General features: G+C 52.0%; 17 protein-coding genes. 15 read left to right on the top strand and 2 right to left on the bottom strand.

Annotation, left to right across the window (positions count from 1 at the left end; all coding sequences use genetic code 11):
- Positions 1–438 precede the first annotated feature (438 nt).
- Both APA10_RS07525 and APA10_RS07520 read left to right on the top strand, forming a co-directional pair.
- Positions 439–1,929: a tyrosine-type recombinase/integrase gene (locus APA10_RS07525; protein WP_035367414.1), complete on the top strand. Its 1,491-nt coding sequence runs from the start codon at positions 439–441 to the stop codon at positions 1,927–1,929.
- Between the two features lie 491 nt (positions 1,930–2,420).
- On the top strand, positions 2,421–3,344 hold the full coding sequence (locus APA10_RS07520; protein ID WP_003631062.1) for a replication protein RepA: 924 nt from the start codon (positions 2,421–2,423) through the stop codon (positions 3,342–3,344).
- 730 nt (positions 3,345–4,074) lie between these two features.
- Here the strand turns inward: APA10_RS07520 and APA10_RS07515 are convergent.
- Together APA10_RS07515 and APA10_RS07510 are read right to left on the bottom strand one after the other, a co-directional pair.
- The gene (locus tag APA10_RS07515; RefSeq protein ID WP_019088965.1) at positions 4,075–4,773 is read right to left on the bottom strand and encodes a hypothetical protein; all 699 of its coding nucleotides are present in this window, start codon (positions 4,771–4,773) and stop codon (positions 4,075–4,077) included.
- On the bottom strand, positions 4,770–5,405 hold the full coding sequence (locus tag APA10_RS07510; protein ID WP_076027017.1) for a ParA family protein: 636 nt from the start codon (positions 5,403–5,405) through the stop codon (positions 4,770–4,772). Before APA10_RS07510 ends, APA10_RS07515 begins: the two co-directional genes overlap by 4 nt.
- A gap of 459 nt (positions 5,406–5,864) precedes the next feature.
- Here APA10_RS07510 and APA10_RS07505 point away from each other — a divergent pair, with 459 nt between their 5' ends.
- From APA10_RS07505 to APA10_RS07450, 13 genes are all read left to right on the top strand, one after another.
- Positions 5,865–10,991, top strand: coding sequence for a DEAD/DEAH box helicase family protein (locus tag APA10_RS07505; protein WP_035367413.1), 5,127 nt, complete (start codon positions 5,865–5,867; stop codon positions 10,989–10,991).
- A gap of 186 nt (positions 10,992–11,177) precedes the next feature.
- Entirely contained in the window at positions 11,178–13,094 is a 1,917-nt protein-coding gene (locus tag APA10_RS07500; protein WP_003630446.1) for a ParB N-terminal domain-containing protein, read from the top strand.
- A gap of 74 nt (positions 13,095–13,168) precedes the next feature.
- Entirely contained in the window at positions 13,169–13,660 is a 492-nt protein-coding gene (locus APA10_RS07495) for a DUF3085 domain-containing protein (protein ID WP_003630447.1), read from the top strand.
- 237 nt (positions 13,661–13,897) lie between these two features.
- Positions 13,898–14,299 (top strand): DUF6876 family protein, encoded by a 402-nt coding sequence (locus tag APA10_RS07490; RefSeq protein WP_003630451.1) that lies wholly within the window; start codon positions 13,898–13,900, stop codon positions 14,297–14,299.
- Positions 14,300–14,402: 103 nt separating this feature from the next.
- A complete protein-coding gene (locus tag APA10_RS15395) occupies positions 14,403–14,741 on the top strand; it encodes a hypothetical protein (RefSeq protein ID WP_231869329.1) in 339 nt (112 codons plus the stop codon).
- A gap of 777 nt (positions 14,742–15,518) precedes the next feature.
- A complete protein-coding gene (locus APA10_RS14895; protein ID WP_003630453.1) occupies positions 15,519–15,680 on the top strand; it encodes a hypothetical protein in 162 nt (53 codons plus the stop codon).
- 22 nt (positions 15,681–15,702) lie between these two features.
- Positions 15,703–16,608 (top strand): ArdC family protein, encoded by a 906-nt coding sequence (locus tag APA10_RS07480; RefSeq protein ID WP_003630454.1) that lies wholly within the window; start codon positions 15,703–15,705, stop codon positions 16,606–16,608.
- 12 nt (positions 16,609–16,620) lie between these two features.
- A complete protein-coding gene (locus APA10_RS14890; RefSeq protein WP_124326551.1) occupies positions 16,621–16,995 on the top strand; it encodes a hypothetical protein in 375 nt (124 codons plus the stop codon).
- A 43-nt stretch (positions 16,996–17,038) separates the two neighbouring features.
- The gene (locus APA10_RS07470; protein ID WP_035366152.1) at positions 17,039–17,428 is read left to right on the top strand and encodes a hypothetical protein; all 390 of its coding nucleotides are present in this window, start codon (positions 17,039–17,041) and stop codon (positions 17,426–17,428) included.
- 267 nt (positions 17,429–17,695) lie between these two features.
- Entirely contained in the window at positions 17,696–18,052 is a 357-nt protein-coding gene (gene ssb / locus APA10_RS07465) for a single-stranded DNA-binding protein (RefSeq protein WP_050923539.1), read from the top strand.
- 444 nt (positions 18,053–18,496) lie between these two features.
- On the top strand, positions 18,497–19,675 hold the full coding sequence (locus tag APA10_RS07460) for a DUF3991 and TOPRIM domain-containing protein (RefSeq protein ID WP_035366154.1): 1,179 nt from the start codon (positions 18,497–18,499) through the stop codon (positions 19,673–19,675).
- Positions 19,676–19,679: 4 nt separating this feature from the next.
- Positions 19,680–20,369: a hypothetical protein gene (locus APA10_RS14280; protein WP_003630458.1), complete on the top strand. Its 690-nt coding sequence runs from the start codon at positions 19,680–19,682 to the stop codon at positions 20,367–20,369.
- The gene (locus APA10_RS07450) at positions 20,366–20,893 is read left to right on the top strand and encodes a UvrD-helicase domain-containing protein (RefSeq protein WP_035367412.1); all 528 of its coding nucleotides are present in this window, start codon (positions 20,366–20,368) and stop codon (positions 20,891–20,893) included. The genes APA10_RS14280 and APA10_RS07450 overlap by 4 nt, the downstream gene beginning before the upstream one ends.
- The last annotated feature ends 9 nt before the right edge of the window (positions 20,894–20,902 follow it).

The raw sequence follows: 20,902 nt of genomic DNA, 5'->3' as shown, positions 1-20,902 counted from the left end.
CCAACATGGGGAACAGCGGGCTAACCCCCGCCCAGAAACTAAAAACAGCTGCCTAAATTCTCATTCAGCACCCCACTAAAAATGGGGGGATTACCATAGCGTAAATAGAGTCTTTTCAGTTTCGACATCCATATCCTCCTATTAAAGCAACATGGAGCTCAATCGTTTAGCTCAGGACGCTTAAGGTCAGACCCGAAGGCGTCTGACACACCTAAGATTGGAAGGGATTTTTCCCTCGTCAAGTGGTCCAAAAATATAGAAATTTCCTCATTATACGGGTGATGGAGCAACCTAGGAATATCAAGGGTATCGCAGGCTATCGGATGAAGAGACAAGAAACTGTTTGAACAGATTTTCTGAATCTCAAAGTTTCAGAGAGAACTTCGAAAACAAGTTTACTTCTGGTCTAATCTCCCAAGATCATTAGAATAACGAGTCATGCTTGATACCCTGCATATAACTGGCTCCTGGCCGGTTTTACGTTCTTATGTTCTTGAGCAGGTAGATCGTCTGACCTGCCAACGTCTGAATGATCCCCAGGCCTCAATTGATGTTTTGCGGCCTATTCTCTCGACGGCACATTTTTCCCCACCGCTTCCTGTGCGGATCGCCGGCAGTGCACTTCCCGATGGATCCTTCCTGCCAGATACCGAATTGCCCCGCCATGCGGAACATGCCGCCGCTGCAGGAGAAGCTGTCAAGGCGACCTTTCCTACTTTGCCTTCTGGCTATCAGATCGAACTGGCGTTGGAAATTGACTGCGAAAAGCTGGCGTTCGTTGCCACATTGGTGTCATCCAAGATCAGCAGTAACAGTGGCCCACGAGCCGAGAAAGAAGACACTTCAAAGATTCTGCCTCCCGCACCTATCGGGCAGGCTCCAGCCAACGTAACACGCTGGTTTTCAGCATTGTGCGAAATCGATATACCAGAGCACGATGGGCGGCTTGAAACATCGCAAGCAGCTGTGGGAGCATTCGTGCAACATGGCAAGTCCGCAAATACGCGGCGCGCCTATCGTTCAGCTATTAAGGGATGGTGTGCCTGGACAAACCGTCATGGTCTCCCTGCCCTGCCCGCACGCAGCACAGATGTGGCGACCTATCTCGCAGATCTTGCGCTCCGTGGTCGCAAGCCGACGACGATCGAACTGCATCGTGCAGCACTTCGCTACCTCCATCACATCGCTCAACTTCCTATCCCGACTGCCCAGGCTTTGGTCACGGAAACAGTGGCTGGTATCCATCGATCTCCTGGCAAGGAAATGCCGCGGCAGGTCAAAGGTCTGACATGGGACATGATGTGCGAAGTGATTGATGCAATCCCGATGACCACATTGGTAGACGCACGCGATCGAGCAATCCTCCTGATCGGCTATGGTGGGGCGTTACGGCGCTCGGAGTTGGCGTCTATTCGGCTTGAATACGTCACTCTGGATGATGACTGCATGCGGATTACGCTCCCTCAATCCAAGGGCGATAAGCAGAACAAGGGCACTGTGGTCGCCATTCCCCGTGGTATTACGCGCTTTTGTCCAGTTCGTGCGTGGGAGACGTGGTTACGGCTATCGGGTCTTAAACCGCGCAAGAAAACGGCAAACGACCATTCCACGACTGCGGCCTTTCCACGCATCTGGTCTCCTGCGGCCTCGAAACCAGGTGTGTCACCCCCTCTCCCGAAAATTGGCACACAAAGTCTCTCTGACTGGTCTGTGGCCAAGATCATCAAACAACGATGCCTTGCCGCCGGCCTCGAAGGAGACTTTAGCGGACATAGTCTGCGTCGTGGGGCCATCACGACGGGGGCGCAAGACAATTACGATCTGATGGCGCTCAAGCGTTTCTCGCGTCACCGGGATTACCGAGTCCTGGAAGCTTATATTGAGGATGATCAGGCCCTAACCCGACATCCAGGAAAAAGTCGGTTTTGAATCGATATAGGCTTAATTCTGCCTTTCCTAATCTCAAAAACGAAGAAAGGCCGTCGCCTGATATTTCAAAATTCAGATATCTAAAATCGATGCATGAAGAATTTTTACACTCACAGTAATTCCTGCTTTTTGGGAGCCGACTCGTATTGGAGGTAATTTGGACTCTCTCCACGGGTATAAAATATATCCGTGACCCTTCGGTTTCATTGGACTCTTTCCACGATGTCCAACTTTTATCAAGCGGACTTATCCACAATCTAGTTTACGCACCAAATCTTATCCTTTGGACTCTACCCGCGATAAGTTTGGACTCTCTCCACGATAATGGGCTTATCCCTTGGACTTTGCCCACACATAAACTAATAAAGAATCAAATAATAACAAATAGCTTTTGCGGACAGAGTCCAAAGAACCGTGGACAGAGTCCAAATTCCTTCTCGTGGACAAAGTCCAAATTGACGAACAAATTTTCCTTATGACATTGTTCAAGTATGGGACAGATTCATAGCTTACTAGACAGATTTGGCGTTGAAGAAATGCGGCGATTAGCCTCACTTGAGGATAAAACGCAACGCCTGTGTGTCGAAGCCGCTCATGAAGTAATGTCTGATGAAGATCAGGCTATTGGTATAGCTCATGCAGGATTTGCAATGGCCGCTTTACCACATAAAAAAATCTCAGAATCTATTTGGCGCCGCGAAGGAGGTTCAATTCAACTTCTAGTAGAAAGTGGCTTAGATAAAGAAAATAAAGCCGTAGGCGTGCCATTTGGCGCAATGGCTAGACTTATCCTTCTATATCTACAAACACAAGCTGTAAGAACCAGATCCAGAGAAGTCGAGCTCGGATCCAGCATGAATGCTTGGTTAAAAGCAATGGGTGTTTCAGTTGGTGGCAAAACCTATATTGCCGTCAGAGATCAAGCTAATCGTATTAGTCGATGCCGTTTGACGTTCACTAGAATAAATGCTGGTGCAGAAATTATAACTAACGGTGCGTTTGTCCGTGACGCCATCATGCCAATTGAATCTGAAAATGGAAACCAACTATCATTTTGGAAAGAAGCCGTAAGATTAGATGAAGGCTTTTATGAGAGCCTTATTGAACATCCACTTCCTCTTCGTGAAATCGCAATTCGACAAATATCTAATAAATCTAAGGCTATCGATATTTATATCTGGTTGGCGTACAGATTACATGTACTTAACGATCCGCTTACTTTAAGTTGGAATACGTTAAAAAATCAGTTCGGCCCGGAATATAAAGAATTACGATATTTTAAAAAAGACATTGTTACTCCGCTTAAAATTGCTCTCTCAGTCTACCCGGAAGCTAAGGTACAAATGGACGATAAATATGGAATCATTCTTTATCCTTCTCCACCTCCAATTCCCGAAAAGCGAATTGGAAAGTAAATTTACATGTTAATAAGAAAAAATATATTAGTATTGCAGGAAGATTTTAGATTAACTACTTTCGATAAGCGCAAATTAAAATTTTTGCAAACTTTGTGGACAGAGTCCAATCCTTATTACGAACGTAAATTTCTTACCGTAATAAGATCAATTTCTAAGAAACTTTCGTCACATCTAAACATTACCATTCATTTTTGAATTATTTTTGGACTCTGTCCACAATGAGGGATCAGCATTGGAAAGTCCATTATCCAATCCTCCGTTAACATACATCTTTTTTAACCAGAAATCACAGGCATGACTATTTATCCGCATGCATCTTATCATAACGGGCTTTCCATAAAGATCAGCTTGCTCTTACTACCCATAATAGCGCACCGTTTCTCTTTTTCTCGAGAGAATTAGCCCTGCGGATCGCAAGAGAAAGCACAAAATCCTCGCAGTTCAAGTTGCTGCGCCAAAAACAGCCCGTAGTCCATCGAATGGTATGTTAGAAACCTGAAATGAGAAGCCAGAAGCACTAAACAATAGTCTTGCTATCCCTCCAAATGTTAGTTTTTAACGAGTTTGTCACGATGATTACTCCTGTTAATTTAATGGGAAATACTCCGACATCAGTAAGACAATATTTGAATTCCCGCTACGACTTGTATGAATATGTATACGCTTACAAAACGTAGCGGATTCATCTAGAATTATGCTTTCTATTCGCAATAAATGAATGAGCTTATTAATCCTCATCAAGTAATGTTTGGATTTCTTTGAGACGAGTTCTTATCGCGATTAGCTGCTCAAGCATATGCCTTCGGGTAGATTTTAATCGCCGAGCCTCAGTAGATAATGCAGCAAAATCAACATGTGAAATATTCCGTTTGATTGATTTACGAAAAGCAATGATGGCTGACCTTGAAGTGTTTGGACCCACAAGACCTTGCGCGCGAGCAATATCGAGCTCTTCTGGTGCAAGTAGACTTAATTGATAGGCAGCACTATATGAGCCAGGCAAAGAAGTCTCATCAAGACGGCCGCTATCTACGACATGAGCAATGCGTCTAAATTGAGAAGCAACAGGTTCTGAAAACGGAAAAAATTCTTCGAAGCTTGATTTAAGTCGATTTTTTTCTTCTCGAGAAAAAAGTACGTTATCGAGCGTATTTAATGCCCGTCCAATCTCCAAAAATGAACGCGCAGCCCTTTCCCATGCAGCATTAACGGCTCGTTGAGTTTCAAGAATAACGCGAATACGTGCTTGATCATTTGCCAGTTCAGTGCCAGAAAAAACGCTACTGATAGTCTCTAAGGTTTCCGATGATACAATAGTTAATTCCCGTAACTCTTGGGGACGGGCATCGAATGCAGGCACTTCATCTGCATCCAAATCCTGTAGAGCTCGCAGAGAAACGCCCCGCCTTGAAGTTGCTTTGCTCATAAATCCAACTCCTGCTTTAGGTATGCCCACAACGCACCGAAAGCTTCAGCATTTTTCGGTTTACTTAGGTCCATCACTCCAAGCCCTTTACCATTTGCTAAAGATATTTCTTCAGCTTGTGATATTTCTATTGGGCAGACTGGACCTACATTCATTAATTTTGAACGAATAGTCGCGTAGGAACGCGCACGTATATTAGCTCGATTAATAATAAAAGCCGCTTTTACATTACTTTGTTTCAGATGTCGCATCCATGGAGCGACACTATCAAAGTCATCTTGGGTCTGTTGGCAAGGTACAAGAACGAAATCAGCCCCTTCACACAGTCCGAGAATCGCGGTCATATTAATTTCTATTGATGGCGGTGTATCAATAACAATAAAGTCAGCTGTAGAATTACGCGCTTCTTTCAATGCGCCTCGCCAGTCATCTAGCATTACGCGACGCACTGGAATTTCCGAGACGCCAGAGATTCCAGCTCTGACGCGTTCACGTCGCTCTGCCCAGGTGGCTAGAGTTGCTTGTTTATCCATATCAAGACCGAGTACATTTTTCCCTGCCCTTGAAGCTAAAACCAAGATATTTCGTGACAAGGACGACTTACCTACTCCTCCTTTGGGAGAAGAGAGCATTATTATAGATTGTCGGTGATTGTTTTTTGGCCTTACCATTGTGACCTCAGATCATGAGATAAAAACACGCTAAAAACGTGTAACCTAATTGCAGTATACCCGCAAAACATAACGCAGGCAGATAGATATATCCAGAATTTTTACGGCGTAAAAATTTTACGGCGTAAAATAATGCGGTCAAATATACCATACACCAGTCCTGAGCGTGTGGCGCAAGTGGTTGGTGCTCGCCATGCTCGCCCGCTACGCGGTCTGTGCGTGGCTCCGCTCCCGGCGCTGCGCACCGCACTTGCGCCACACACTCCGCCCCGGTTGTCAGGAAGGCATAAGGGGCAAGGAATGAAGAGAGTAGACGCTCCCCTTCCCGCTCCTTGCCACTAATCCCGACAAACCTATGCAATCAGGCCCCCGACCCTTTCTAAGGTGTCGGGCGAAGCCGTTTGAACGGAGTGTGTCATCATGTCCATGTCTGCCTCGCAACTCAATCTGTTCGATACTACAGTGCTGTCAGGTGAACTTGCAGCCCTCTGGTCTCTGGATGATGACCAGCCCATACCGGAAATCTCAGTCCCCTCCCCTCAGACCTTCCGTATCCCGCAGCGGGATTTTCGTCTGAAGGGCGTACGTGGTCTGGCTCAAGGGTGGAAAGCGCGCGCGGAAGCCAATATCGCAGCGATCGCCCTCCTCGCAACACTTGAGCGCGAAGATCGGAATGCTACTACAGCAGAGCAGGATGTTCTGGCCCGTTTTACGGGTTTTGGCGCAGGTGAATTGGCCAACAGCCTCTTCCCGCCCACAGGCAGAGAGGTCCGAAAGGGATGGGAAAGCCTTGCTGCAGAACTTGAACATCTAACGTCGGAGACAGAACGCGCCGGTCTGCAACGTGCTACCCAGTATGCCCATTATACGCCCGAACTGATCGTTCACTCGATGTGGGACATGGCCCTGCGTATGGGGTTTCGTGGCGGTTCAGTGCTTGAACCGGGGTGCGGCACGGGGCTCTTCATCGCCGCTATCCCAGAAAAACTCGACGGCAAGATCGCTTTTACCGGCATTGAGAACGATCCCATCTCTGCCCGTATCGCGCGCAAGCTCTATCCGAACCAATGGATCCGCAGTGAGGACTTCACGCGTGCCCAGCTCCCACAGGGCTATGATCTGGCGATTGGCAATCCCCCGTTCAGCAACCGCACAGTGCATGGTCGTGAGGGACTGGATAGGCAGGGTCTGAGCCTCCATGATTTCTTCATCGCCCGTTCGCTCGAAGCTCTGCGTCCAGGCGGGATCGCCCTGTTCGTGACCTCTCGTTACACATTGGACAAGACGGATCCGAATGCCCGACGGATCATTGGCGAGAGCGCTGACCTGCTTGGCGCTGTGCGTTTACCTGAAGGCGCAATGCGTGACGATGCCGGGACAGATGTGGTGGTCGATATCCTGGCATTCCGCAAACGAGAAATGGGGGAAGAGCCGTCAAACGAGAGCTGGGTTGAAACTGCAGACATCCCAGACTCAGATGAGGGGAATGGTCCGCTCGTCATAAACCGGTATTTCCATGACCATCCCGAACAGGTGCTCGGCAGTCATATCTGGACGACAACGCAGTTTGGTCCCGGTTACACATGCTCTGCCACCGCCGGCGCAGAACTAGACCTTCTTCTTCCGCAAGCCCTGAACCGGATAGCACCCAACACGCATTTCCTCCCCCCACGCGAGGCCCGCATTGTCCGACCAGCCGGTGAGGGCGTCACTATTGGAACTGCAGCAAGTGGGGCGGACCTCAAGGAGGGAAGCTACTTTGTTGATCGGAGTGTGCTGCACCAGATCATTGAGGGACAGGCGCAGATCGTGCCGATCCGCAAGGCAGGACAGACAGAAGGGATTTTTGCCAAACATGCGCGGATCATTCGTGCGCTGGTGCCCATCCGTGATGCCGCGCGAAGTGTGTTGCGGGCGCAGATGCAGAACCTGCCTTATGGAGCGCAGCAGCGCACTTTGAAGACGGCGTACCAGAGTTTCGTGCGAGAGTTTGGCCCCATCAATCATACCCGCACCACGCTACGCGAGAACCCTGAAACTGGGAAAACACGCGAAACCCAGCGGCGTCCGAACCTGCAGCCTTTTATGGATGATCCTGACGTCTGGCTGGTGGCTTCGATTGAGGAGTATGACGAGCGCACGGATACGGGGCGCATGGGACCGATTTTCTCCGAGCGTGTCATTCATGCCCCAACAGAGCCGGAAATCCACGGAGCCCATGACGCGCTGGCTGTATCGCTACATGAAACGGGCCGTGTGGATCTGCCTCTCATTGCCGAACTGCTGGGACGGAGTGAAGCCGATACGTTGGCTGAACTGGGTGAGAGCATTTACCTCGATCCGGAACGCAGCGCGCTGGGCAGGGACGTCTGGGTCACGTCTGATGAGATGCTCTCAGGTGCGGTGCGCACCAAACTGGCGCTCGCACGCGAGGCCGCACATCATGATCAGCGGTATGCACGCAATGTCAGCGCCCTTGAAGGTGTGCAGCCTGCTGATCTGCGTCCCTCTGAAATTACAGCCCGTCTGGGAGCACCGTGGTTGCCCGTCACGGACATTCAGGACTTCGTACAAGAGGTCATGGGGATTGAAACAACCGTTCGTCATACCCCGGAAGTGGCATGCTGGAGTATCAATCGTGCGCCGTTTCTGTCTCGCGCTGAAGCAACATCCGTCTGGGGCACGGAACGACGCAATGCTGCGGAACTTCTGGAAGACGCGCTCTCTCAGTCCATTCCCAAAATATGGGATCATTGGCGCGATGAAAATGGCAATGACCGGCGCGAACTCAATACGCAGGAAACAGAAGCCGCCAAGGAAAAACTGGCGGCTATTAAAAGCGCGTTCGAAAAGTGGGTGTGGCAGGATCCCGACCGGTCTGACCGTCTCGTAAAGCTCTATAACGAGACTTACAACAATCTGGTGCCACGGGCCTTTGATGGCAGTCACCTGCGTCTGCCTGGAGCGAGCAGCACGATTACCTTGCGTGCTCATCAGAAGCGCGTGGTGTGGCGGATTATTGCCTCAGGGCGCACCTACATGGCCCATGCTGTAGGGGCAGGAAAAACCTTTTCCATGGCGGCTGCCGTGATGGAGCAGAAACGCCTTGGACTGATCAGTAAGGCCGTTATCGTGGTTCCCGGCCACTGCCTTGCACAGATGGCGCGTGAATTTCTCATGCTCTATCCCACGGCGAGAATTCTCGTGGCGGACGAGACAAATTTCGTCAAAGCAAAACGTCAGCGTTTTATTGCCCGCGCAGCAACCGAAAACTGGGATGCGATCATCATAACCCATGACGCTTTCAAGTTTATTCCAGTTGAGGCGGGGTTTGAACGGGAGATGATTGAAGACCAGATTGCGTCATATGAGGCCATTCTGTCTGGCCTGGATGGCGATGACCGCATCTCCCGCAAGCGCATTGAACGCATGAAAGAAGGGATGGAGTCAAAACTGGAAGGATTGGCCGCCCAGAAGGATGATCTCCTTCATATGGGCGAAATGGGTATCGACCAGATCCTTGTCGATGAAGCCCAGCTCTTCCGCAAACTGTCCTACGCCACCAATCAGTCCGATCTGAGAGGTGTCGATCCTAACGGCTCACAGCGCGCATGGGATCTTTTCGTAAAAACGCGTTTCCTTGCGAAGACTGACCCAACACGTCCACTGATCATGGCTTCAGGTTCGCCGATTACGAATACGATTGCCGAATTGTGGAATGTCGGGCGGTATATGGATCTGGATGCTCTTGTTGCGCGCAATCTGCATGAATTTGATGCGTGGGCCGCCAACTTTGGGGAAACACGCACCGAACTGGAGCTTCAGCCCAACGGTCTCTACAAACCGGTCACACGCTTTACCGAATTCGTCAATGTGGCCGATCTGATGGCCATGTATCGTGACTTTGCGGACGTCGTTCAGTCAGACGAGTTGGCACGATATGTCAAACTGCCCTCTGTTAAGGGCGGCAATAGACAGATTGTGGTGGCCGAAAGCACAGAAGACTTTCGGGCATTCCAGCAGACCCTTGCAGAACGGATGCGCGCGATTGAAGCCCGTTCAGGTCGTCCTCAGAAGGGGGACGACATCATTCTGAGTGTGATGAATGATGCCCGGCATGGCGCGATCGATCTCCGGTTCATCGCACCATGGGCGGATAATGACCCACATTCCAAGCTGAATGTGATGATTCGGAAGGTGTTTGAAATCTGGCATGAGACATCTGCCAATCGCTACACCAATCCCGAGACGGGTAGGGCCTATGATTTACCGGGGGCGGTGCAGATGATCTTCTCCGACCTCGGCACACAGGCCTCCCAGAGCAAGCGTGGGTTCTCGGCTTATAACTGGATCAGGTCAGAGCTGATCCGCATGGGTATCCCGGCCGAGCAGATTGCCTTCATGCAGGACTACGACAAGGCAGCAGCCAAGCTGCGTCTGTTTGGTGATCTCAATGCAGGCCGCAAGCGTATCCTGATCGGTTCAACAGCCACAATGGGAACGGGAGTGAATGCCCAGCAGCGCCTGAAAGCCCTGCATCATCTCGATGTGCCTTGGCTCGTCGCTGACATCATGCAACGTGAAGGTCGGATCGTGCGTCAGGGCAACCAGCACGATGAAGTGGAAATCTACGCTTACGCCCAGCAGGGATCTGTAGACGCCACCAACTGGCAGCTGCTTGAACGCAAGATGCGTTTTATCGGTCTTGCGATGTCGGGAGATCGAACCATTCGCCGGATTGAGGATGTGGGCGGTGAAGGCAACCAGTTTGCAATGGCCAAGGCGCTGGCATCAGGTGACATGCGTCTGATACAGAAGGCTGGCCTGGAAGCCGATATCGCGCGTCTTGAGCGTTTGCAGGCCGCGCATTTCGATGATCAGTTCAATGTGCGTCGCCAGATCCAGAGAGCTGAACGCGACATCCAGACAGCGCAGACACGCATTCCGAAAATTGAAGCGGCAATAGGCCAGCGTGTGTCCACGAAAGGGGAGGCGTTTGCGCTGCATCGTGACACCACGGTGGTTGAGAGCCGTGAAAAAGCTGGGGCATGGATACTGTCGCAGGCGCGGCTTGCTGAACGGGAAGGCCGGACCGGGCAGTGGAGCATGGGTCGGATCGCCGGATTTGAAGTGATGTGCGAAGCTCATGAACAGCAGTTCAGAACGTCCGACAAGAGAAAACCAGAAGTAGTCTCCTCCATCTATCTGGATACACCTGCAGGAGAAATCGAGGTCGAGACGGATCGTGAGACCAAGCCTCTGGGACTGATTTCACGGATTGAGCACGCAGCCTTACGTCTGGACAGCGATCTGGCTGAAGCACGTCGCAGTCTGGATGAGGCACAGCGCCGACTGCCAGCTTATCGCGCACGCGAAGGACTGCCTTTTGCGGAAGCCGCGGACCTCAAAGCCAAATGTGCTGAACTGTACGCACTGGATGCCGAGCTGGAAGCAGAAGGCAAGGAAGAGGGAACCGCACTGAAATTGGCCTCAGCCAATGATGATGCTGCTTCTGACGTTGGAGAGAAAATAGAGGAGATGGCCTGAGAAAAAAGGAAAACAGAAATCCGAAAAGGGAAGGGCGCGCCCCCCCCCCCCCCCCCGCCGCAAGGGTACGCCCCGTTCCGGGGCCTCGCTGACGCTCGCCCTTGCCCCGTGTGCGCGTCTGCGGCGGTGCCGAAGGTATGAGGTCAGAAAATTACACCTCATGACCCTGAAAGTGAGGAGCGTATCATGACGGAACTTCGCCGCGTCGATCCCAGAACACTCGTACCAAACCCGAACAATCCACGTAAGACCCAGCCAGATGCTCGTGCGGAACATCAGCTTGCGCTGAATATCAAGACAGTGGGCCTGATTCATTCGCCCTGCGTGCGGGAACTTGAGGATGGTCGGTTGATGATTGTCGCTGGTCACAGACGGGTGCGGGCCTGTATTGCTGCGAAACTGGACGAAATTGACGTGCATGTCCGTTCTGGTGATGAAAAAAGCGATACGATGGCCGCTGTTGCCGAGAACGTCGTGCGTGCCGACATGGCGGAATCCGAACAATGGCGTGGTGTGCTGGATATGCGCGAGAAGGGCGCTTCTGATACAGAAATCTGTCGGGCTTTTATGGTCACACCAGCCTATCTCCGTGGCCTGATGCTGTTATCCCAGATTCATCCGCCCATTATTGCGGCAATAGATGGTGGGATTGGGCCTTCCTATACGGAACGGAACGCAATTGCGCGCACGCCGCTGGAGCGCCAACGCGATGTATGGGCCGAGATCTGGGCGGAAAGCGCTGACGAAGGATCAGATCCGGCCGACTATGAGATGAGTAGGGAAGATGCCGCACATTTCGACTGGTCGGACTTTGTAAGATATCTTGATCAGGTCGAGTTATATGCTCGCGACTACGAGTTTGACGACGAGACTGCCAAAGAAGCTGGTGTCGTCTGGGAAGAAGATCTCTTCGGGCAGGGTGGAGAAGATAATCGATACTGCACCCAATATGCCGCTATGTTTAAGGCGCAGCAGATCTGGGCCGAAAAAACCAGACCTGAAGGAACCATTTACCTCCAGAGCAACGAATACGGGGAAGGAATTGCACCCGACGGATACCGGAAGGTGGGGTCCTGGGAAATGGAACGGGACGGAGATATCCCGGCGATCTGGGTTAACCCACGCACACTGCAGATTCAAAAAGGGCGGCTACGCGAACTGGGAGAACAGTCAAGCCGCAGGACAGAAAGTGACGCACTTTCTTTACCGTCAGCCCAAAACCCCGAAAAACCTAAAGAGCGCGCTGATATTTCAGGCACAGGGCTTAAAATTATCGGTGAGGTCCGTACTCAGGCATTGCGAGAGGCACTGGCAGCGGCCCGCGAGAGCGCGGACCCATGGGATCTGATAGGAGCGTTCCTGCTGGCCCTGAGTGCTGACAATGTGAATATCCATGGAGATAACACTTATGATCCCTATGGTGCGGCTTCCGAACGGGACCGGGCCGTTGCAAGTGTCTTTCCAGAGGGCGTGCTCGTGCGCGATCCGGCAGTGCTCCGGAACGCTGCTCTTGAAGTGCTCTGCAGTTTCATGAACTGCGAGGTGAGCATGCATAGTGGAAGTGGACTGCCTGCCCAGATTCTTGGTGTGCTGTTCAATGCCGATGCCCATATGCCGACGATGGCTTTTGAGGATTTCCTCAAGACTTACAGCAAACCTGGGATTACCAAGGCAGTCCAGGCTGAAGGACTGGAAGAAAAACCCACGGGAAAGGCGATGCGTGAAGCCTTGATGGCGCACGTTGGTGAAAAACGCTGGGTGCCCGAACCTGCGACGTTTGCAACCGGCATTCCGGCATGGAAAGCCAAAATAAAAAAACAGGCAGCGCGTGCGGCAGCACGGGCCCAATTGGACGCACAGACTGAAGAAGATGATGAGATCGATGACCAGTCATCAGACATGGAACTCTGTGACGAACAAGATGTGGCTGAAGCTGATGAAGAGACGCTGACACCTGAGGAAGACGTGTCAGCAGATGACACATCGTCTGTGTCTGAGACGACTTCCTCACACACCGAATTACCAGATGATCCACGCATACCGACACAACTTGCAGAGCTGGCGCGCAAGATGCCTGAGCATCTTGAAATCATCATGGTCTGACAAATACAGGCGGCCCATCGAACGGGCCGCCTTTTTTATGTCCATCCAGAGGCATGTTTTAAGGAAATACCGTCATGAAACTTCATTTTGATCATGCGCTCGTGACACAGTTGCTGGCTCACGCTGAAGCAGCAAAAGAGCATACGCCCACCTTTGACCAACTCTATGAGCCCACCTTTCTAAAAGATGGGAAAGAGACACAGTCGCCGTCTTATGATGACATCGATCTCACCAAAGTTCCTGCCGGGCTGATGCTGGTAGGAGATAATGACATTTATCTCATGTCGAATGGCAAGCCAGCGCTCAAGGATCCTGAACGCACAGGGAACCTTATCGCCTATGCTTTTGAAGCCGATCCGCAAAAGCAACCTGACGATTGGTGGCATGTGAAGCAGGCAGCCTTTGGCGGTGATGACGGGGCAGAATTTCTTGCAGCCAAAGCCATCAGGAATGCACTTGAAGCGACCAAAGGAGGCCGCTTCTGGCTTGATGTGTCGCCGACACGGATTTCCAGTCCCTATCTTGCGCCACCACGTCGCAAACGTGCGTTGGCATCAAAAAAATAGGAAAAGATAAAAGGCAATATGAGAGCAGGAGAGAGCCATAGTCTGCTGTCTGGAGCAAACGGTTGGTTCTCCCCATGCTCGACCGCAGTGCGGTCTGCGCGTGGGTCCGATCCCGGCGCTGCGCGCCGCGTTTGCTCCAGCCTCCAGACTATGCCCCGCGTGGAGATGTCAGGAAATGCAACCCGATATCCAGAAATATGCATTTCCAGAAAATCATCGTTTTCAAGGAGAGTTTTCATGTCTGCAACGCTGGAACCGACACACGCCATTACTTCTTCTGCTCTTGCTGGATTTACCGGGACTGTTCGCTACTATCGCTGGCATAGCGGTCTTCTGCTGACAGATGGCGCCCATTATCTTGCAGCCAATGGTGCCGCGTGGCTGATTGATATACTGGCAAGCGTTCAGCATATGCCGACTATGCGTGAGGAAGATCGACAGTTCTGGACCTTGAAGGTTGATCTCGAAAAACACACGGCCGTTATTATTTGTACCGATGGAGATAAGACAGGGGATGGGGAAGTCGAACTCTATCGGCAGGACATCCCGTATACTGATTTCCCCCTAAAGGAAGCCAAATTATTCGCTTTCAGTGAACCCGGCATAGGGCGCATTGTCCTGCTTCCCAGCGAATACTGAAAACGCTGACGCTCTCTACTGGAAGGCCGCCCTAAAGGGCGGCTTTTTTATATCTGTCATCCAACAGCACCATAAAATACCGTGGTGATAGGGACGTTTTGAAATGAGCAAGACACTCGATGTCACGCGACAGACATGTGGTCGATATGTTGTCGAAACTTGCCTTCGGCCTGATGGAGCCGTTTTTTTACGCACCCCGGACATATTCCCGGTCAATGCCCGCAACTGGCATGGTCCGTATGACACTATGGACGCTGCCATAACTGATTTTTTAGATCGGACGGCAATACCGAAAATAACCCGTAAGAAACTCTCCTCTCTCCGCGATCACGGCTATGCCGGGGATGTTGGTGGAAAGGAGATGATCCTCCATCTTGATCGCTGGACCGGAGCCACAACACTCAGTGATTTCGAATTGGTCGAGGAGAGTGTCCAGACCTGATTCCCTTTCATTCATATCTCTCAAAAAATCAGTCAGGAGAATGATCTCATGTTGAAACACAGGATCGTTTCTGGAAACCACTGGCCCCGTCCTGCAAAGCCAACCCGCTGGATTTGTACAGATGAACCGGTCACATGTCGGCGTTGCCACATCGAGTGGCTGGACGGCGACCCGGCATTATCCATTGAGTGTAGTGGCTGTGGTGCGGAAGCTGGCTACCCTTGTCAGCGGCCACAGGGGGGAAATGAACGCGTCTGTTTCCAGCGTGACCGTCAGGCTATTCGTGATGGTTTGCTGATGCCGTGTGAAGGATTATCGTGAGATGGACGTCACGATAAACGCCTGATGATGACCTTACATCCTTACCCTCACGCCATTCCAATCATGAGTGGCGCACCCGTAAGCCGGTTTTCTGCGTAAGTGTGTCCAATATGGCCACACTTTCAGCTTTCTCGTGATCAGGAAGAGGTCTTTTCTAACATGAATGATCTGGCACGTCATGCTCTGTTTAATACGTGCAGTCGAAAATAATGAGCTGGCGTTAGCCTGATCACTCCCAGATCAGACAGAAAATTTGATCAAAAAAATAAAGAGAAAAACGGGAAAACTAAGAATGAGCACCAGAGCGCTGCGTCGGGGGCAAGAGGTGGGTTCTCGCAATGCTCGCCCGCAAGCGGGCTGTGCGTTGCTCCGATCCCGGTGCTGGCGCACCGCTCTTGCCCCCGCCACACCGCTCCGGTTGCGCGAAGGTATCCAAAAGAAAAAAGGACACCGACGATGCGCGATACGAAACTCCCTCTTCCCACAACAGCACGCGATTATCTGGAAATCGCGGGTTTCCTGGCAGGAACAATTCTTCTGGGGCTGACACTTATCATCCTGATCTGCGGCCCAGCCTTTGTGCTCCCTCACAGCATGACCTTTGCCGGTTTGGGTTAACGCCTAAGGAGAGGAATGGATCATGACCAAGCATGAACGTATTGATCTCTATCAGGATGTGACCAACCGGATAGTGGAGCAGTTAGAAAACGGAGTGGCCCCGTGGGTGCAGCCTTGGTCTAGTACCGCTTCAGGCCCGTCACTCCCACTCAATGTCACCACAGGTCGCCGCTACAGCGGTATCAACGTGCTCCTGTTGTGGGGAACCGTGCAGATGTGTGGTTTTACCTCCCAGAGATGGCTGACGTTTAACCAGGCACGCAAAGTTGGTGGGAGTGTCAGGAAAGGTGAAAAGGGCACGACCGTTTTCTATGCTGACAGCTTTGTGCCCGGTGGCAAGGAGGCTGAAGAGGAAGCGCGTGCCGTTCAGTTTCTGAAGCGCTATACGGTTTTCAACATTGACCAGTGCGAACACCTCCCCGAAGACATGACAGGAACTGTCGCATCGTTACCGGAACGCGAGATTGTCCCTCATGCAGACGCTCTGCTGCAGGCCACTGGTGCGGATATCCGAATTGGTGGGGACAAGGCATTCTATGCCCCGGATCCAGACTATATTCGGCTTCCCCCACAGAATGCCTATTTTGAGCAGATTAACTGGTATCGCACAGCTTTTCACGAGACTGCACACTGGAGTGGCCATAAGAGCCGTCTCGACCGTGACCTCTCAGGGCGGTTCGGCTCACACAAATATATGGCTGAGGAGATTGTGGCTGAGCTCACAGCGGCATTCGTTCTTGCTGAGTTGAACATTACGCCGACAGTGCGACACGCTGATTACATTGGAAGTTGGATTTCACTTCTGAAGGAAGACAAGCGGGCCGTTTTTACGGCAGCCCGTCTCGCGTCACAGGCAGCGGAATACATACTGGCGTTTCAGAGTAACGATAGCTGTTTAGCTGCACCATTTTCACGGATGGTGGCCTGAATGGGGCAGGGGATGCGGGCACTTGTGTCCGTATTCTGGGCTAACCCGAATACGATGCCCCCTCCAACAAGTGACACACTGCCGGACGGCAAGAGTTTATGGCTCTGCACCATACTGGACCGGACTGTAGAGCGTGAGATCATTTCTCACTATGCCCCGCGTGTCCGCCCTGGTTCAGGGTGGTCACACGGTTGGTCTCCTTTGCTCGACCCACCCAAACGCTGGAGTGGCACACGCAAAGCGGCAGCACGTCATCGCAATCTGCGCCGACGGCTGGAAAAGGCAGTTCCACTCTTTGCCGATCAGTTCGAGGAGCAGGAACTCCAACGCAGGCCTGACTACTTCGATGCCGACAGCATTGAGCGAGAACAGTGCAATAAAAACTAATGACTGATTGCACAAAATACCTACCCACGGGAAAACACGTATCATGAATAGACAGTATTACACGTCACCTTTTCAGGGTGGGGACAATCCGTTGCGCGTCGGAACCATAGCGCTTGGTGCAATCTATCACATGCCACTTGGCGATTATATCGGTCCTCGCGAGCCATGGATCGTCGAAGCATTTTTGAACGGCCAGTATCATGCTGCCCGTCGAGATCCTCTGACCGGGAAATGGCAGAGTATGTTTGTTAGCGGTCGGTCAGACCGGGCTCAACTTCGTAACCTTGCTACAGGAAAACGCATGGTATTGGCCACTCACTGGTTGGTCAGTAACGCACGGCAATTTGGTGATGAGAACTCTTATCCCAATCTTCCCGATATCGGAAAATTCTACAGAATATCGGAGACAAAAGGGAAAGAGATAAGAAATTAAAAATAAAGAGAAAGAAGGAAGAAAAGAGAAGACAAAACACTGCCGCACATCTTTCCGGGTCTGTGCGGTGTGAAGCGGCCGTCGTCGTGGTCAAGCCCCAAGCCTTCGGTCGTGCCGGCACCGTGAAGCCGCATGCGGCTTCCGCACCACTGCCGTCCCGAGGGCCTGACCACGCCGCCTATGGCCGCTTCTTAAGGACCGCACCCGGAAAGATGATGCGGCAGCGGGCCGTCTCAATATCCGGGAAGAACAGAAAGAAAATCTGTCATGCGCGGAACAGTCAATCGCGTCATCCTGGTGGGAAACCTCGGCAAGGATCCCTTGCGAGAAGATCTGGAAAATGGGGCAAGTCGGGTTTCATTCCCCTTGGCGACATCAGAGAGCTGGTCAGATCAGTTTCAGGGCAAGCGGAAAAAAATGCGAGAATGGCATCAGATTGTCTGTCTCGATCAACGTCTTGCTGATCTGACAATGCGCAAATGCCGGAAGGGCACGCAGGTTCTGGTTGAAGGACGCCTGCGCGCCACACTCGTCATTGATGGATCAGGTTGCGACATCACAATTCTCGAACTGAGCAAACCGATCAGGCGGAACGCCAGAAACCCACGGGCTCGCAAAAGCTGAAATCCGGAAATTAAAACAGCAAAGGACAAACGTCATGACGATGCAGATGCCCCCCTTATCTTCCGTACGCCCGAATGCTCGTTCGAGCTGGCGGCAACTGTCGTCTGAAGCCTCCTTCCTGGATTACAGTATCGGCTGCCACGCTCTTCCGTCCCGATTTGAGGCGGCCTTGCGGCGCAAAGCGGAGCGGGCACGGCGTAAAGCCTGGGAACATATGCTTGATAGCAGTCACCCGGAACGTCGGTCATGAACACATCACAAATCGTCATTGACCATAAATTTTCAAACTCGTCGCATCATGCACTCGCAGGATGGATCTCCGAGAGGGGAGAACCGACATGCACCGAACTGCCTGCAGGCCGACTGCCAACGGTCAAACGCGCTTACAAAATACTGGGCTTACGGAAAGAAAACAAAGCTTTCTGGCCTCGGGGAGTGCTGGTCATGGGAGATAACCGCGCCATCGACGCACAACGGGATGAGCTTGCAACACTACGTGAGCGCGTTCGGTGCGAACTTGTCCTTGAACGCGAAGGCTATCGTCTTGACAGAGAAGCCACAGCGCAGCGGTCAGCCAAAAACCTCAAATTCCGCCGTGGTGAAGGCGAAATCATCATTGTAAACCACGGTGGTAAAGGCTGGTGGGATCCGACAAATCCAGATCGTAGCGCGCGTGGTGATGTCATCAAACTTGTTCAACACCTCAAGCCCGGTCTTAATCTTGGTCATGTTCGGCGCGAGTTACGCAACCTGATAGGTCTGGAGCCTAGCTACGAAGTCAAGGAACGGATCAAACCGACTTCGATAGATGCGAACCAGAAACGTGACCCAGCATGGATGTGGGAACATCGTAATCCACCCCAGCAGGGATCAGCTGCATGGCGCTATCTTTCAGAAGAGAGAGGGCTGCCTGATCGCATACTGGACGCTGCGGCTAAACAAAACCTGTTACGAGAAGGACCCAACGGGACAGCCTGGTTTGCGCATCGTGACAATCAGGGAGCGTTGAGCGGCATGGAAATGCGTGGGCCGGAATATCGAGGGTTTTCGACAGGAGGCATTGGTAAACGGTTATTTCGGTTTGAATCTGATCCGGGTGTGCCACCGTCTCGTGTTGTCATTGCTGAAGCAGCAATAGATGCCCTGTCTTTTGCCTCTATGGACCGTTTTTCCCGCAACACGCTTTACTTGTCCACGGGTGGGGGCATGAGTCCAGAAAGTGTTGCTGAGCTTAAGGACGTGCTGGCGGACGTGGCCAAACGGCCAGAAGGCCGTCTGGTTATCGCGGTCGATAATGACCAGCAGGGTGATCACTATGCTGTAATGTTTTCAAAAATGGCACAGGAGGTCGGGTTGTGGAATGGCCGGGCCTCACCAAAAACACCCGGATCTGACTGGAATCAGGTTTTAAGGGCACGCGGCAACAAGGAAAGGTCAGCCCCGCGCCCTTTTGGCGAACTGGCGGGATCAGCGACAACCACCACACCACCCCCTCAGGTCGCAGCAGGATGGGTCGATGATCTCAAGTTACGTAAACGCCAGCAATCCCAGCCCGCCCCTCAGGCAGAGCAGGCTGAGCCATCTGTAAGGCGTTCTGGCTCACCCTCATTGGGAGGTCGATAACGTCATGTTCGACCAGAATTATCATGAACAGAAAAGCGAAATCCACGATCCGAAGTGGAGACGCGCAATACTGACAGTTTTTCACAGCACTGAACGCGCAAGGAATGTGTGGGAAAACCGATGTTCCAATCCTGCTCTGACACCCTGCCAGTTTGTCAGCTGCACCGATGGAACACGTGATCTGATTGGCGTGGTGATCGGTGGCACGATGGCAGATGCTGAAGACACAAAGCTCTGGGACTTGGAGTGTGCGTTCACCATGCTCACTGAAGATGCCGAAATCCTGATTGTTAAAGGCTGGTACGCCACAGCAGTCGAACAGGTCGTTGAGGATATCACAGGAGGAATTGAAGCCATGAAATCAAACGAACAAACATATCGCGATGACGTTCTTGACCTTCTGGTTATCAAGGCGGGTCTTGCGCAGCAGCTTGATCAGTCCCCAGCGGCAAAAGCGTTCTGGGATATCCATCTTGAACGCCTTGGGGCAGCAAAATGGCCAGAGGGGCCTTTGCCACAATGTCTTGTGCGTTTTGATGAGCGAACTGGTGCCAAACTCGGTCTCGTTATCAGTGGCGTCTGGGTCGAGCGTTTGGGAGACTGGGATCTGAATGAGCCATTTCTTGTGCTCTCAACGGATGGAGAAATCCAGCGGTGTGAGGGGCGCGTTGTAGAACAGGTCAGTGTGTTATGAGCGCCTCACTCAGCATTCCACCGCGACTTGCTCCTGTGCTGGATGACCTCACTCCAGCGCAGCGTGCTGCCGCTTTGGCACTGGGGCGCGTTCTGGTGCTTGCAGGTGCTGGGACAGGGAAGACCAAGACCCTGACGGCAGGTGTTGCCGCTCGGATCGAACTATATGGCATGGAGCCATCACGTATTCTTTGCGTGACGTTTACAAACAAGGCAGCCCGAGAAATGCGGGAACGTATTACAAGGGCCTGCGGAGAAGGAATGGCGCCATCATGGCTGGGAACATTCCATGCACTGTGCGCACGCCAGTTGCGGGCGGAACCCGACATTGCCCATTTGAGACCAGGGTTTGATATTCGCGACGCCGATGACACGCTTGCGATTGTTCGCCGTCTGATCAGGGCCACGCCCGTTGAGCAGTTGCCCCGCCCAGAGGAGGGAGAACCTGGAGATGCGCGTCAAATCGCCAAGATGGCCGAACGGATTTCTTCTGTGGTTACCGTCCGTTATGCAAGAGTTTTCTGACCCATATTG

The organism is Acetobacter pasteurianus subsp. pasteurianus LMG 1262 = NBRC 106471, assembly GCF_000285275.1.
In the GTDB taxonomy this organism is placed as follows: Bacteria; Pseudomonadota; Alphaproteobacteria; order Acetobacterales; family Acetobacteraceae; genus Acetobacter; species Acetobacter pasteurianus.
This window is presented reverse-complemented; position numbering and strand designations above follow the sequence as displayed.